Annotated in this window: 14 protein-coding genes and 1 pseudogene; 8 read left to right on the top strand and 7 right to left on the bottom strand. The window is 35.0% G+C overall.

The genetic code is table 11. The features are described from left to right. Positions 1-52: 52 nt before the first annotated feature. Together MHB53_RS13430 and MHB53_RS13435 are read right to left on the bottom strand one after the other, a co-directional pair. Positions 53-1,450 (bottom strand): DUF1565 domain-containing protein, encoded by a 1,398-nt coding sequence (locus MHB53_RS13430; protein WP_340919128.1) that lies wholly within the window; start codon positions 1,448-1,450, stop codon positions 53-55. Positions 1,451-1,534: 84 nt separating this feature from the next. Further along, the gene (locus MHB53_RS13435; RefSeq protein ID WP_340919130.1) at positions 1,535-1,780 is read right to left on the bottom strand and encodes a hypothetical protein; all 246 of its coding nucleotides are present in this window, start codon (positions 1,778-1,780) and stop codon (positions 1,535-1,537) included. A 5-nt stretch (positions 1,781-1,785) separates the two neighbouring features. Between MHB53_RS13435 and MHB53_RS13440 the strand changes: the two are divergent. From MHB53_RS13440 to MHB53_RS26410, 4 genes and pseudogenes are all read left to right on the top strand, one after another. Then, positions 1,786-2,204, top strand: a pseudogene (locus MHB53_RS13440) (transposase); the annotation flags it as partial. A 335-nt stretch (positions 2,205-2,539) separates the two neighbouring features. Further along, a complete protein-coding gene (locus MHB53_RS13445) occupies positions 2,540-2,839 on the top strand; it encodes a hypothetical protein (protein ID WP_340919132.1) in 300 nt (99 codons plus the stop codon). A gap of 95 nt (positions 2,840-2,934) precedes the next feature. Continuing rightward, a complete protein-coding gene (locus MHB53_RS13450) occupies positions 2,935-4,593 on the top strand; it encodes a hypothetical protein (RefSeq protein ID WP_340919134.1) in 1,659 nt (552 codons plus the stop codon). Between the two features lie 43 nt (positions 4,594-4,636). Beyond that, positions 4,637-4,699, top strand: a complete 63-nt coding sequence (locus MHB53_RS26410; RefSeq protein WP_445661522.1) for a hypothetical protein — start codon at positions 4,637-4,639, stop codon at positions 4,697-4,699. A 205-nt stretch (positions 4,700-4,904) separates the two neighbouring features. Here the strand turns inward: MHB53_RS26410 and MHB53_RS13455 are convergent, their stop codons facing one another. Next, a complete protein-coding gene (locus MHB53_RS13455) occupies positions 4,905-5,129 on the bottom strand; it encodes a GrpB family protein (RefSeq protein WP_340919137.1) in 225 nt (74 codons plus the stop codon). Positions 5,130-5,208: 79 nt separating this feature from the next. Here MHB53_RS13455 and MHB53_RS13460 point away from each other — a divergent pair, with 79 nt between their 5' ends. Then, positions 5,209-5,616 carry a DUF1259 domain-containing protein gene (locus MHB53_RS13460; protein ID WP_340919139.1) on the top strand — a complete coding sequence of 136 codons (408 nt, stop codon included), beginning with the start codon at positions 5,209-5,211 and terminating at the stop codon, positions 5,614-5,616. A 492-nt stretch (positions 5,617-6,108) separates the two neighbouring features. On the opposite strand, the gene nhaC is transcribed toward MHB53_RS13460, so the two are convergent. The 4 genes from nhaC to MHB53_RS13480 form a co-directional block, all read right to left on the bottom strand. After that, positions 6,109-7,596 carry a Na+/H+ antiporter NhaC gene (nhaC, locus tag MHB53_RS13465; protein WP_340919140.1) on the bottom strand — a complete coding sequence of 496 codons (1,488 nt, stop codon included), beginning with the start codon at positions 7,594-7,596 and terminating at the stop codon, positions 6,109-6,111. A 43-nt stretch (positions 7,597-7,639) separates the two neighbouring features. Then, positions 7,640-8,797, bottom strand: coding sequence for a MalY/PatB family protein (locus MHB53_RS13470; protein WP_340919142.1), 1,158 nt, complete (start codon positions 8,795-8,797; stop codon positions 7,640-7,642). Between the two features lie 1,378 nt (positions 8,798-10,175). After that, positions 10,176-11,093, bottom strand: a complete 918-nt coding sequence (locus MHB53_RS13475; RefSeq protein WP_340919144.1) for a patatin-like phospholipase family protein — start codon at positions 11,091-11,093, stop codon at positions 10,176-10,178. 1,263 nt (positions 11,094-12,356) lie between these two features. Beyond that, positions 12,357-13,580 carry a M24 family metallopeptidase gene (locus MHB53_RS13480; protein ID WP_340919146.1) on the bottom strand — a complete coding sequence of 408 codons (1,224 nt, stop codon included), beginning with the start codon at positions 13,578-13,580 and terminating at the stop codon, positions 12,357-12,359. Between MHB53_RS13480 and MHB53_RS13485 the strand changes: the two genes are divergently transcribed. The 3 genes from MHB53_RS13485 to MHB53_RS13495 all read left to right on the top strand — a co-directional run bounded on the left by MHB53_RS13485 (position 13,581) and on the right by MHB53_RS13495 (position 15,479). Then, positions 13,581-13,784, top strand: coding sequence for a helix-turn-helix domain-containing protein (locus MHB53_RS13485; RefSeq protein ID WP_340924705.1), 204 nt, complete (start codon positions 13,581-13,583; stop codon positions 13,782-13,784). 317 nt (positions 13,785-14,101) lie between these two features. Beyond that, positions 14,102-14,440 carry a hypothetical protein gene (locus MHB53_RS13490; RefSeq protein ID WP_340919147.1) on the top strand — a complete coding sequence of 113 codons (339 nt, stop codon included), beginning with the start codon at positions 14,102-14,104 and terminating at the stop codon, positions 14,438-14,440. A gap of 466 nt (positions 14,441-14,906) precedes the next feature. Continuing rightward, entirely contained in the window at positions 14,907-15,479 is a 573-nt protein-coding gene (locus tag MHB53_RS13495) for a competence protein ComK (protein ID WP_340919149.1), read from the top strand. Positions 15,480-15,538 lie beyond the last annotated feature (59 nt).

A 15,538-nucleotide genomic window follows, 5' to 3' on the forward strand; every position in this document is an offset into this window, starting at 1 on the left:
ACTGTTCTTTCTAGTTGCACAACATTCGTGGCAAGATTTTTTTGATTAAAAATTACTCTACCATTTTTTTTGCAGGCGAATCCTTTTTCAACCTAAAATCATATTTGTTTGCATTTTTATATTTTGGATCTAAATAACTGGATTTCGCGCTGCTTTTTGAAACTTTTTTGAATTCTGGAAAAGACGTATATTCTTCCTCTTTCCATATCCATATACCCGTTTTTCCTTTTTCTTTATGAAAAACATTCCTTTTTAGTTTATTTTCTTGATTGGAAGTAAAATAGTTTGCAATAAAGATGCGAGATGGTCCGGCGCTCAAAATGTTTTTTTCTATCACATTGTTTTTTGTATCATGTTGCAATAAAAGCTGTCCCCCATCTAGTCCCTTCGTGTCATTTCGATAAATAATATTTTGAGAGATTGTAGAATTTATTGTTCCTCCCTTATTTTCATTATACCCGCCAATCGATATCCCAGTATAAAAGTTATCATAAATAATATTGCTGATAATCTTAATATTATCAGCATATTTTTTTGCATGCTCAGAGGTTGCTTCAATTCCGATATCGCTTTTATAAATGGTGTTTTTTTCAATAGTTATATTTTTCCCACCATCTACATAAATTCCGCCAGCAGAATAATCTTCTCCATAAGCAGGATTTCCGTACGAGGATATTTCATAAACTTTATTATTTTTTACTACACCATTTCGTACATAGTCAGCTTTATTATCATTAGAGGTACCTTCGTAACCAATCAGATCAATCCCGATATTATCACTACGGCGAACTAGATTATTTTCCACCTTAAAACCGTCAATATTTCCATTAAGAACAAGTGATTCACTTAATCCGAGTTTTAAATCTTCCACCGTATTATTCACAATACTTATGTCTTTCATTTGGCCAGTTCCGTATATAGCTATCCCATGGCCATTCCCATCGTCGGCATAGGTTTCTATACGCTGCACATGGTTATTTTCTAATATAATATGACTGCTAGAGCCTATTACATAAATACCCATTACTGTTTCATCCGTTAAATCAGTAGTTAAATCCTGTATAATTATTCCACTAATCGTAAGATAGTTTTTATTGTTTATCGTAACTAAAGCTGTATCTCCTTCCACATCCATTAAGCCCTTTCCACTAAGAACAACCTTATCTTTTTTGTAGGCTTTAAAAATTATTGGTTTTGATTTTGTACCACTATGTTTAACGACAAGCTTTTCATTATAGATTCCTTTTCGTATGAAGACAGTAGCCCCAGCTTTAGCTTCTAAAGCAGCCTTTTTTAGTGTGCGAAATGGCTTTGATTTTGTACCATCATTTTGATCATTTCCATTTATGGCCACATATATAGCCATATCATGTTTTGCATATGCATTAATTAAAACAAAAACAATCATGATGACAGCTACAGCCAAGATGATAAAGTATATTTTTTTCATTCAATCATTCCTTATTAAAAATAATTCATAACGCGATCAATCAAGTATAGCAAAGAATTAGACGGCAGGGAGGATCTCGAGATGCTAATCCAGGAAAGGCATAAACCAATCATGGTGGAGTTGGAGTCCAAAGGTAATGTTTCCATTCATCTCCATCCTTATATTCGAGCTCGAAGCTTTCAATCCTTTGCCCCATCCGGGCTCTTTCAACACGATATGATCAAACGTCTTTTTCTCTTGCAAATCGACTTCGATGGTCGCTCGCTCCGTGCCTTCCTCCGGGGCCCAATAAGTATCTTGAACAGTTAACAATTTGTTCAAAGCCGTCAAATCTTATTCTAATCCTAAATATGTATATCAAAATGCTTCTTGAATACAAAAAACATCTATCTAGGCTTGAAGATGGGATAGATGCTTTAGCAAAAAGTATGGAAGAATATAAAATTATCCAATCTATCCCCGGTATCAGAGTTATAATTGCGGCAACGAATATTTCTGAAATTGGGGAAATTAATCTTAATCAACCTAAGAAACTAGTGGCATTTGCCGGAATTGATCCAAGTGTCTTCAAATCTGATACATTCAAAGGTACTTTAAATCGAATTACTAAAAGAGGATAAAGTATACTACGGCACGCCTTGTATATGCCGTTAAATGTGCAATTTATGATTGTCGGGATAAGAAAACGACAGATGAAATCATTCCTCGTAACAAGCGAATGCGAGAGTATTATGATAAGAAACGTGAAGAAAAATAACCTTTTAAAGTAGCTGTGATAGCCTGTGCCAATAAACTCTTACATTGGATAAAGAAAGCTGACCACCAATATACACAAATCCCATATAAAACCAATAATCATTATATTAGTTTTTGGGAATAGATATATCAAAATACTCAAAATTACCAAATAAATCAGTTATTGATTATATACAAAACTCTAAACGGACGTTTATAGTAGAGGATACATAAAAATTACAACGTTGTTATTATTAAAGGGGTGGTCGATAAAAAACGTAATTTGCTTTCATTGTGTTTTTGATAATGACAAATTTTCGTTACCATTATTAAAAAATGTATAGGTGATAAAAGATGAAGAATTCCAAGTATAAGAGGGTAGAGTCTCAATTTTTGTTAGTAAATACCAAAGAAAAACATATGGGGGTAATCGGAGAACCAGCAACGAACGGATCTTACGAAGGCTATTATAGCTATGAATCGCAAACAAAAGCGGAGGTGCTTTACAAGGACAATGAAAATTACTTAGTAAAAGATCCGACAATTGGTTTAGATTCGAATACGTATTTACTTAAATTGGAAAGTTTAAAAATGATGCCAAGAATAAATATATTCTTGGTCTATTGGATAAAGCCGGCTTTGATGCAGCAGTAAAAAAATGGAAAAGGAAGGCGGTAATGCAGTTATTAAGGTATTTAATGAACAATATTAGATACAGGTTTATATGATTCTATCCTAGGGGGAGTATTATGAAATTTAACAAGGCAATAATCTGGTTATTGGTTCTAACATTTCTTACTTCACCGTTATTATTAGGTGAAAGTAAAGTAACAAAGGCGGCAACTATTGATTCTATACCAAACACAACAAGAGATATTAGGGACTACGACAATAGTTTTCTGTCAGTAACCGGTTTTGCGTCATTAGGAGTTAATGATCGAAGCAGTTACATAGGAACCTCTTATTATAGTAAGGTTAAAACTGGAAGAGAGTTTTTACAGGCCATTTTGGATGCTAGAAATGGTAGTGTGAAAGTAATTGAAATAGCGAAAGATATAAACTTAGGGTGGACAGAATTAAATCTAAGTTCAGAAGAAGCTAAAAAGTATAGTTTTATAACAAAATATCGAGATCCTATGAACGGATTTACAAATCCAACGTTAGCTTCCTCCGGTGTTTCACAATTAAGTATAGCTGATGTCGATGGGTTAACTATTTTTTCAAAAAAAGGGAAAACAATTAGGCATGTAGAAATAAAATTACAAAGATCAAGTAACGATATTGTCATTAGGAATCTGAATTTTGATGGAATGTGGCAATGGGATGATACTGGTAAACATAAGGAAGTAGGCTGGACTTTTATTAAGGTAAATGGTGCAAATAATGTATGGATAGACCATTGTAAATTTTCGATTGCAGCGGATGGATTAATTGATACTGAGAATGGTGGCTCCAATATTACCATTTCCTGGTCTGAATTCGGATTACCTGCAAATGAGAATCCGACAGAAGATAGTGATATTTATCAATCGATTCAGTATATGGAAGAAAAATTTGCTTCAAATAAACTTAATTCCGAGAGTGTGTACTATAACATGCGCAATGGCGGTGCGACCAAAGAGCAGATAATGGCATATGCAGCATATCATAGCAAGGTGCATTTAACTGGTTCCGGAGATAAGGACTATGTGAATTATGTGTCTAGTAACGGAAATGAGATAAAAGATGGCAATCAACGAATCCGGTTAACTCTTGCCTATAACCGTTATACCAATGTTGGGCAGAGAATTCCGATGATACGTCAAGGTAGTGGTCATTTATACAACTGTTATCTTGACAACTCAACTCATTATGATGTTTTGGAGAATGTAGGCGCTATTTCTGAATATGGAACCGATCAACTGTCACGAGCACTGAATGCAAGGAATGGGGCTTCTATTGCAGCAGATTCCTGTGTCTTCCATGATATTAACGAGCCAATCACAGGTGCTGAGATTCAAGGAGAAGATATAAAAAACATGGATAAACCTTGGGATGAACTATTCCAAAGCGCTTATAACAATAATTTAATTGTAAACTCCCAAATAACAAATAAATATGGAACTTATACAGGAAGTAGTTGGGACAATAATGGTGAAAATCTATTTACAAAAGGATTTGTATGGTATGACAAATCAACCATTGGAAATTGGGCATGGTCTTCTCATATTGTGGGAAATGAAGATATGAGTAAAACAAATCCACCGACTGATCCATTTACCTTCAAATATAATGATAATGAGGAGCTACCTTATACTTATAATGTACTTCCTTTAAATAGTGTTGTGGCAACACTTACAAAATATGCAGGGGCAAACAAAGTTAATATCGGTTTAGTAGATTGGTTAAAAACAGAATATAGTAGATAGAGAAATCGCAAATGACCGTGCGGCACATGATTTAATATTTCATTTGACCGCAGTGAGTCAATTTGAACAGAAACAGGCAAGTGATAAGGCAGTCGAACATATGTAGGCTTTAAATTATTGCTGGATCAACAAAGAAGATAAATGAACTTCAGATAGCGCGTATGATCCCCTTTATAAAAGTACCAATTCAATTATTTCAAAATGACAATAAAATCAGTCTAGATTAATCGTGTAACTTCCTCTGTGACCATAATGTGTCACAGAGGTTTGTTAATATCAACTGGCAATAAATTAGAAACCTATAAATGATTCTAATGATCAGCTTCATATTGATATTCAATTAAGTAATCTCTGAAAGCTAAATGTTTAACCATTTCTTTTGTTCCAGTTTGATAAATATGTATATGATGTGTTCTTTTATTATCCTTCTCTTTTATAAAATACATTCTACCTTTAATCCCGTTTTCTCCTCTTGGTTTGAACCCTGTTTGTAGTCCCCCCAATCTCTCTAAACATGATCCTATACTCTTGTCCAATCAAAGTTAAAGGATAAAACATAGTATAACAAGGGAAAATCAATCCCTTTTAATGAAAAATAAGAAAGGAGGTTATATGATGAGCTGGAACAAGTCAAAAACACTTTGTCAAGAGTTTGCTAGGATACTAGATGGAATTGGAAGCCTAGATGAAAATGGAGTTTGTCTAGTGCAAAAGTTTCGTAATATTAATTTTACTATTCTTGGACGTGAAACAAACTCGCCACTAGTTGTTCCTCAATTTTTCACTTTTGAAAATTTGGATAGGAAAGGTAATTCACTGAATTTAGGCGAAACGGTTTTATTACAAGAAGAAGTTAACCCCTTATTAACAGAACTTCGAAAAAGAGATATTATCGTTACTGCTGTTCATAATCACTGGTTATTTGAAGAACCAAGGGCAATGTACATGCACTTTGAATCAATTGAACCCCCACTACAATTTGCTCGAAAAGTAAGAGAAGCATTTAAAGTATTAAAAGGATAAGAAAGTTATTCCCTATAAAGCTATTGCATTGAACACACCATTCATTTTCATTTAAATAAACATAACTTTAGAAAGTATAAAAATGCGAATACCTTGCACTCAAGGTGTTCGCATTTTTTATAAATATTAATAGAGGGGTTTATCAAACTATCTCAATGCCTTTATGGAAATTACTAAAAAATCATAAAAGTAATAGGATAATGATATAAGAGAATACTTTAGTATAATAGCTGTAACTCTCGGTATCATTGCTCATAAGATTTTTTAGGTGTTAAGATATCAATACACTTAAAAATTGATAAATCAAAAACCGTACCTAAAAAGATACGGTCAAAATTCTAAACTTTTCAGTTTATTTTTTAACTAAAAAAACTGGCAGGAAGTTTCATTTTTCGTTCCATTTTGATCTGTAAGATGTTTTAAAGATAAATTGTTAAATACAATGCAAGTTACTGACAGAGTTGTTGACCATCTGTTTGATTGTTATAACCGTTAATTTGCAATTTTACTGACATGATCATCAGTTTTTTCCAATTCATCACTCATTTGCTGCTGCTCTACCGGAGTTAATTTCGCAATACCAAAACCAGTAAAGCCCCATAATGTAGCGAATATAATACCTGTCCAACATAATACAGCCCAAGGTAAATAATCTACCGTAGCTACCCCAAGCGTACCCGCCATATACGCACCTGCTGCAGTCCAAGGCAAGATCGGCTCAATGATCGTAGCGGAATCTTCTATTGTTCGACCAAGGGTTTTCGGATGCACACCTCTCTTAATATAGCTTTCTCTCAACATTTCACCCGGCATAAGGATTGAAATTTGACCATTACTTGTTACACCAATCATCGTTAACCCTGTTACAATCGTTGTGACAATTAAACTGCCTGTTGAGCGTGCAAACTTTAACATTTTATTGATAATTAAATCCAGTGATTTAGTCACAGAAATCGTTCCCGCAAACGTAATCGCACAAAAGCAAATTAATAGTGTACCCATCATTGAGTTCATACCACCACGATTTAATAATTTGGGAATATCCTCAATCACGGTATTTGGATCAAAACCTGGGACAGTTATCATAGATAAATTAAAACCGTTTACAACTGATGTAACAACATCATTTAAAGAAAATCCTTGGAAAACTAGTGCGTTACCCATCGCAAAGATGGCGGATAAAAGCATCACCGGTATCGTCGGTTTCTTCCAAATAGAGCCAATCAATACAATAAGGATTGGAACAACCAATAGTATATTCCATTGAAAAACGGAATGTAACGTATCCGTAATCTCCCCTACCTTCTCTGGAATTTCAACATTGGCCCCACTTGAATTTAAACCTGCGATCACATATACAATTGCCGCCACAATGAAGGAAGGAAGCGTTGTATAAAGTAGATGAGCAATATGTTCATATAAGTTTACACCTGTTGCCAGAGCCGCAATATTCGTCGTATCTGATAAGGGAGATAACTTATCGCCAAAATATGCACCAGCAACAACTGCACCGGCTACAGCTGCTAAATTAGCATCCATACCTGCACCTACTCCCATAAAAGCAACTCCAATTGTTCCAGCTGATCCCCAGGAAGTTCCTGTACATACTGAAACAATAGCAGTAACAATGAAAGCAGTTATCAATAAAAATTGAGGATTAATGATTTTTAAACCGTAATAGATCATCATCGGAATCGTACCGCCAACCATCCAAGCACCAATCATAAGTCCTACGATAATTAAAATCATAATCGCCGGCATCGTTTTTGCAATTTTCCCAGAAACAGAATCTAATATCTCTTGATAAGAATAGCCCAAGTAAATCGCGACTATCCCGGCAACAATGGTTGATAAAATGATTAATGGTTCCGGAGGCAATTCAAAAAATACATAACCAAAGGATAAAGATAAAACCATTGTAAGAATAGGCAATAATGCTAAAAACATCGTTGGTTGCTTTACTTTTTTTGTCTTTGTCATCTGTTTTCACCCCGTTGAATGTGTAAAAATCTAGTTGTTAAGCTTATAAATGCGCAATTCGACGTAAGCCTTCCTCTAAATGCTTCCGAGATGTAGCAACATTCACTCGTATAAAACCTTCATACGCTAAACCAAAAGAAGTACCAAAGCTAACACTTACCTTTGCCTCTTCTAAAATTAAACGCTTTAATTCAGTTTCTCTAGCACTCCAATTTCTACAATCCATCCACAATAAAAAGGTACCTTCTGGTTCAATGATCTGGATTTCAGGCAAATGTGCACTGCAAAATACCTTTGTAAAAGTAATATTATCTTGTATATAAGCTTTTACATCTAATAACCAATCATCGCATGCTGTGTAAGCGACTTCCAAAGCAGGTACAGCGAAAAAAGTTGGATTATGAATACCTGCTTGAATCATAGTTTCTTTAAACTTTGTTCGTAGTTTTTCATTTGGAATAATTATGTTTGCGATCTCTAAGCTTGCTAAGTTAAACGTCTTCGCCGGAGATGTGCAAATCATACTTATCTCTTTCAATTGCTCTGATAGACTAGCTATAAACGTATGAGTATGGTCCCCATGGATGAAATCGGCATGTATGTCATCCGAAACTAAAAGGACATGATATTTCACGCATAATTCTCCCAATCTTAGAAGTTCTTCCTTTGTCCATACACGGCCAGTTGGGTTGTGCGGAGAACATAATAATAGTATTTTTACGCCCTCTTGCATCTTTTTTTCTGTATCCTCAAAATCTATTTCATATCGTCCATTTTTTAGTAATAGCGGACTTTCCACCAAGGTCCTTTTATTCACCGTTACTGCATTTGTAATCGGCATATAAGAAGGAGTATGGACGAGTACTTTTTCTCCTTCTTGAATAAAATTCTGTATTATGAGAGAAACTGCCTGTACAATACGCGGACAAAATACGACCCACTCGCGCTGAATCTCCCAATTATACATACGCTTAAACCAATTTAGGATCGCTTCATAATAAGGAGGAAACGGATCTGTATATCCATAAATACCGTGCTCAGCCATCTCAACCATCTTATTGATTAGAACCCGCGGTGCTTGTAAATCCATATCTGCAACCGATAGAGCGATTACATCCTTTCCATGATCAATCGCGATTCCATCCCATTTGGCAGAGTTCGTATTGAAACGATCCACTATTTTATCAAAATTTGTTTTCATTATTCTTCACCTCTTTGAGGACACTCTAACTTAGGATTGTATAGCGCTTTCTATTCCCGTAAAAATATTAATAGATGGAGATGTTCAGCCCATCGTGTAAAAAAAGTTTAACACCTAAATCGAACTTTGTCTACTGGTTAAACAAAGTTCAGAAATTACAGGCTTTTATTTAAATACTAGCTTAAAACAAGAACTTATTACGTTTTTTAGGTAACTACTCTTTGGTCTTCAATGGATAATACAGACAATATCCTATAATAGAAAGGGATTGTAAAAAGTTCGATATAAACTTGGATAGTAGGTGATTACCATATAAAATTTATATTATATTCATGAAGAATGCTAAACTCACCTTGCAAACCCAGCTTACACCCAGTGTCGTTTATCATCTAAGATCGACATCTTCAGACCAAAACTACTTGTAATCAATGTATTTGATAGAAGGAAATATGGGGATAAACGATAATAGCAATATAAAAGGGAGATTAAAATACTTGACGGATATTCCGCATTTTGATGGATGACTAATATTGTGCCACTCGACGCAGCTTTTCCCAAAAAACATGGCCTCATAATTCAGCCATAGCCGGAGTGGTCCGATAAAAACGATAAAAAAAATGACTGGCCTCAGACTTTAAGAGTTGGAACTGTCTGGGTGCCAAGCACTGAATTGGTAATCACTCTCCAAAAACCTTTTTCAAAGATTTGGTGGAGTAGTAAAATTCACTTTTGACGATGGAAGTATTTTATTTAATGTAGGCGTTGCAGTTCGTTTTTTCAATTGCCAGTTTGATTGTTTTCCGAATTCTCGCCCCAAAAGCTTGCTACTATTTGAAGTGTTTTCAACAATTAATAATAAGTACTCCCAGAGTAATCGTTGCGTCATTTGTACCTAATGCGGAGTAAAGAATTACATTTTCACCTTTATGAATAAAATGAATGATATCTAGTAGCACTTTTGAAAATATTCTTCCTTTGTATCTGGATTAATTAAATCAACTACTGAAACTCGATAATCTATCAAATTTTCTGTTTCTCAGTAACTGCGGAACAGCTTCCAGAAACAACTAAGACTTGTTTGGATGAAGTCTTGACCTGTACCAATCCGCTTTTATTAATAGGCACTTTCTATAGTGTGTCATTTTTCATGTAGTTCCAATAGTTTGTTAGTGTATCCTCTACTCCTGACGACCCAATAACAATAACTGTTCGTTCTCCTCTCTCCGAATCAACTGATCAATGTTTCTTAAATGATCATCATGTATTACATCAAACAAGACGGATTCTGTTTGCCCATCTAGAAATTTATCTAATCTGGTCTGGATTTCTTCATCTTTCCTCTAGATTCACTACATTTAATAATAATGAGTTATTACTTTTAGTCCGATTGTTTTTGCATTCGTTTGAGCTTATATTGTTCAAAGTCCCACTTTGACAAAAATTTTTTTGCAGAGGTATAGCCTGAATTATATAAAAAGTCAATTTGATCTTCATTTAGATCAAAATCAGTAGAATTGATGCCATTAGTCGGAATTTGGATTGTGCGTTCAATCGTTTCATCGTTCATATGTCGTAAATCATGGGCTTGAAGCATCGTTTTAAATATATTTTTGAAAAGGTGAATCGGAGTTGGTATAACCGCATTTATGTTAACTTTATCTTTCACAAAATGGAAGCCGAATGTAGGAAAACGAGGGTTATTAGAATCAAATATCCATACTGGGAAGTTACTAAGTAAACCACCATCTAAAATATAGGATTTGTTACGATCCTTTGATTTCAAAATAACTGGACGGAAGAAAAATGGCAAAGAGGCGCTCATCATAACAGCAGTTGAAACTTTTAAATCAGAAGGAGTCATCCCATAGCGATCCAAATCGTCTGGAAAAATAAGCATTTTCCCATTCGTAATATCAGAAGCAATAACCTTTAACTTTCCATCTGGAAGATCCGCAAATGTCTTAATGCCTTTTACTGATAGAAGTGAATCCAACCATGTTTCCAAATAATCGTTTTTATAAATTCCAAGATGAACCATCAGTTCTAAAAAGCTCCCGAAAATAGGAATTCGATTTAGGATCGTCCTACCTCGAAGCTTTGAGAAGTCGATTTCACTAAGCGGCCCCCTAATTTCATGGCTTTTATAGCCGCTTGCCAACAGTGCAGCTATTACAGATCCAGCTGATGTTCCAGCAAGTCTTTCCCATTCTACATTTTCTTCTTCCATTGCTTGAATCGCTCCAATAAAAGCAATTCCTCTGACCCCACCACCTTCAAAAACAGCATCTGCCTTCAATTTTTTTCACCTCTCGGTAAATAAATTTTAAACTGCCATCATTGGTCGCTAACATTTATTGTGAGTAAAGTCTCCAGTGTTTGTTGAATAATGCCAAAAACCTCTTTATATTACCTTCCTTGAAGAAGATGATAAACAAAAATCCCGTATTAAATTACAGGATTTTTGATCAAACTTTTATAAATATAATTAATCATTTTTAAACAATCTAAATCTTATGTGAATAATTTTAACATTTATATTATTTTTTTAAATTTTCACTAAAATGTAACATTTTTAATGGTAACCTTACATAATTTGGGGTATTATATAAGTAAATATTAGCGTATTTTAACAAAAGACCGCTGGTGTTGGAACACTGCGCTTACGCTGGAACACTACGCGGTCCATACAATAGACGGTTCCCTCCTTGGGCGATCTGCTATGAGAAAGAAATTAACTCCCCCTATGCTTGGAGGCTCAAGGGTGGGTTATTTTTTTTGACCAAATGACAGCATTGCCACGAGTAAACCTGCAAAGGTACACGAGAACATCAACGCTTCAAAGACCGACACAGGCACTCCCCCTTTCAACCGAGGTATGCTGACCACCCTTGAGAAACCCTATTCTATTGATTTTTTTATTATATCATAGTTCAATTGATTTTATGGTATTATATTCCAAAAGGGTAAATTTGTCCTATATGAATTTTTTTACCGTCTAGAGTAAATAGACTAGGACCTAATGCTCTTCTATTGAAGTAACCTTTGCCTCAAACATATATTACTTTCACCTTTAGGATTGAATTATATGCTATAAAGACGGCCCCTTCTTATGAAGGAATTTTAAACTCTTTATACTTAAGCCTGGAACTGTTCGAAGACATTTGTATTTGATAGACGCGTGAACGAGGACCGTCTGCTGTTTCTAATCATTTGTTCCAATTGGCGGAAACACGTACATATGTGGCGATTTTCATACGGGCAATCTGTTGTCCTTCTGTGATGCAAACGGACGTGTTGGCATACTTTATCAGCCGAGTAGCTTTCGGCTATGATTTTGTTCGAAGTGCATAATAAATCCTTATTGGTATCTAAATCAAGGGGCAATTCGCACAGATTTGACACCCCGCATCATACCAAGAGAGCTATTTTGTTCAAATCTCCAAAAAATCTTCTAACAGGAACGCTTCTTCTATCCCTTTTATCACCGAAATAGATGGTACAAGGATTTTCTTGTACCTCAATGAAAAACAAGGCTGCCCAAATAGGGCAGCCACTTTAATCAATTAAACCCTTCTCCCACCAAATGTTGCAAATTAATTGGTAAATCGTTTAATATCCTAACCTCATCACCATATTTTCCTAAGGTTTTTTCTATTACAATATAGTCAAGGTCAGGAATAATAACCTCATCCCATGTCTCCCCGTAACCTTTTATTCCTGTATCCATCATCATGACCATCTGATTTGCCAGTGGTTTATTGAAATCAAGAGAAAGAGCACCATAAAATTCTTGGCATTCTGTATATCCAGAGTTATGCGTCGTAACATAACCCTTTTGTTTCGCAAAATTTGTTAATGTAATTCCAGTTATCGCACTTAACTCATCAGCTTTACTATGATAATAATCAATCATAGCCTGCTCATGGTAACATCCTGGAAGTTTCTGCTTTACAACTTTATTAAACTCCGCAACTCCTGCCTCAAATGCTCCCTCGAGAAATTCAATCCATAATTTATATTTATCAGGGACTAAATCAGGATGCTTCACACAAACAACAGATCCTCTTTGGGCAGCGGATAACCCATCGCGCTTTGGTGATACACCTATATGGACAATATCTCCTTCTTTTATGATATTATTTGATGCACGGCCTACCATTGTTTTGTTTGAATCTCCTGCTGTTACCATTACCATAAATCCCATTTCTTCCACACCAAGTTCATGTGCGATAGCGTATCCCCATTGCGCTAATTGTGTCTCATACATTCCTGGTCGTAGAACTCGAAGCATTCCCTCCATCATAATATCGCTAATCTTACTGCCTTCCTCAATTAGACGCATCTCATTATCTGATTTTTCATATTTAATTTCATAATATTTTTCCGATAGATCCTCAATATTTTCTTCACCTATATATTTCCTTAATACATTAAATAATCCTAGAGGAAAAACATATCTAGTTGTAAGCAATGCGATTCTTTTCGGTTTCCTCCCACATGCTTCCTCAATAATATCCGCAGGACGCAAGAGATCTTCGGGATATTCTTTATCATCAATCTTCATGATTTCCACACTTCTAATCTGGGCTTGGGAACGTTGAGAAAATTGTGGTGCTATAATGCCACTCTCCAGACCTGCAATAAAGTAAAAGCCATTTTCCGTGATAACGCCTGCTATTGGCTCCACTGCTATATTGTTATTACCTGCTAAATATGGAACATCCCCACAGTAATGTTCATCTGAATATACAATCCCACAATCATATCCAGCCTTGTTTACCATATCCCAAACCTTTTTTTGTCGAATAGCAAATTCTTCAGATGGAATATTTCATTAAGAGAACTATCTAGATTAACAGACATACGACACGCAGCATTGAGTGAACTAGCCAACCAAAAGCGTGAAAATATTAATTTTAATCATATCGAAAAAATAGCAGAAGCCCTTCACATTAGCGATATACGAGACATTATTGAGTTAAAATAGCGCGAAAGAATGAAAAAACTAGGCATACTCCAAGTAATATTAATTCGGAAAAAGACGATAGATTCCTCTCTTCGTCTTTTTTTCGTCTTTGAAAAATTTACTTGTATTTTTAGTAAACAGCTAATACTGACGGATAATAACAAAATATTCCCTTTTATCTGAAGTTTATTCTAAATACGACAGGAAAATTGAACTACGTATAGAATAGTATATAAGTATGAGGGTGATTTTAAGGTTGGCCACTAGGTAGAAATAAATATTAAGATAAGCAAACCATAAGATGACTATCATCAAGAAAAATAGGAGGAGATATTACGATGTATAATCATAATGATGTGCCTATTGGTGGTCACATATATTGGACAACACATAATGAACTTGATATTGAGATCTTTTTCAATGTATATCAAACCTATACATGGGTTTCTGCTAGTTACTATTATCGGTTTGATGAAAGTATTGTAGGAGTAGGCACGCAAGAAATAGGACGTGCAGGTGTAAAGGCATCATTAAAAATAGCCAAAGAAGTGGCTCTTGATGAATTATTTCAAGAGCTTGCTAAGCAAAGGTTAACCGTTTGGCACACAAAAAGACCCGACACAAATGAAACAGCAACGATCACGTTCCTTGCACCTGAAAGGAAAAGAAAGAACTGATAGTGGATTAGGACCGCCTCTGGGCAAATTTGAGCTTTTCTGTCATCAATAGTCCTATTAACAGCTTAACAGCAATTTAATTTTAGGAAGAGCAAAAGAGATGAAATAATGTCTGTAATATCCCTCTATTAAAATTCAGCCATCCCCCAAATAAAGCCTCCACAGTGGAGGCTTTATTTTTTGCATTTCTACCATCTTATTCAACGAATAACACCTCAGTGTCAATTGGAACTTTTGACGAAAGTTAATTGAAAGTGTAGATTTGTTATAAACTAACACACATCCTCTAACACATGTCCTTTGATTCATTTGAATGTAATATATTGCTATTTTGGAAAAAATAACCTATAAATCATTGGATTTTTAGCTCTCATATGAGACAATAGACCCGAAGACATCCAAGTATTATACATCTAGAGCAAAATTATGTTATAAAATTAGATGGTAAGAAAGGAAGATGAGAAGATTGAAGACAACGAAGCATTATGTTATCAACCGAAAGACATTCTCTTTTATACCAACGTTCGATTCATATGGGCATCTATTTACACGGGTGATTGAAAGTGATACTTCTTTTCTTGTCAGTAGGAGTCCATTACAAATAATCGAGCAAAGTATTATCTATTATGGGCACGATTATAATGGAGCGAAAGTGGCGGCAAAACAGGCATTAGGGAATATTGATATGCCCCCTATAAAAATAAGCGGGCATTTAGGAATCTACTGGTTTCCGAGCATGTCACCATCAAGGGATGAATGCATTTGGTTTTGCGAGGATCATATTGATGATAGTATATATCTTTCTCGTAAAAAAACAAAAATTATATTACCGCTTGGTCATGAAATTATAATTGAAGGTTCTAAAAAACACTTTGACCTTAAATTGCATCGTGCTCGAGACTATCGGAAAAAGATAGAAACTAGAACGACAGAAACATCATATCTTTTACATAAACCTCATGAAGAAATACACATACTTAAAGAACATAACCCAAACTCCTACCAATTCGATCAAACAACCCAGAAGAAGAAAAAATAACATATGATAAAAAAGGACGATGATTTGCTAGTCATCGTCTTTTCTCGTTTTAAGATTGC

It is taken from the genome of Bacillus sp. FSL K6-3431, from assembly GCF_038002605.1.
Classification (GTDB): domain Bacteria; phylum Bacillota; class Bacilli; order Bacillales; family Bacillaceae_C; genus Lederbergia.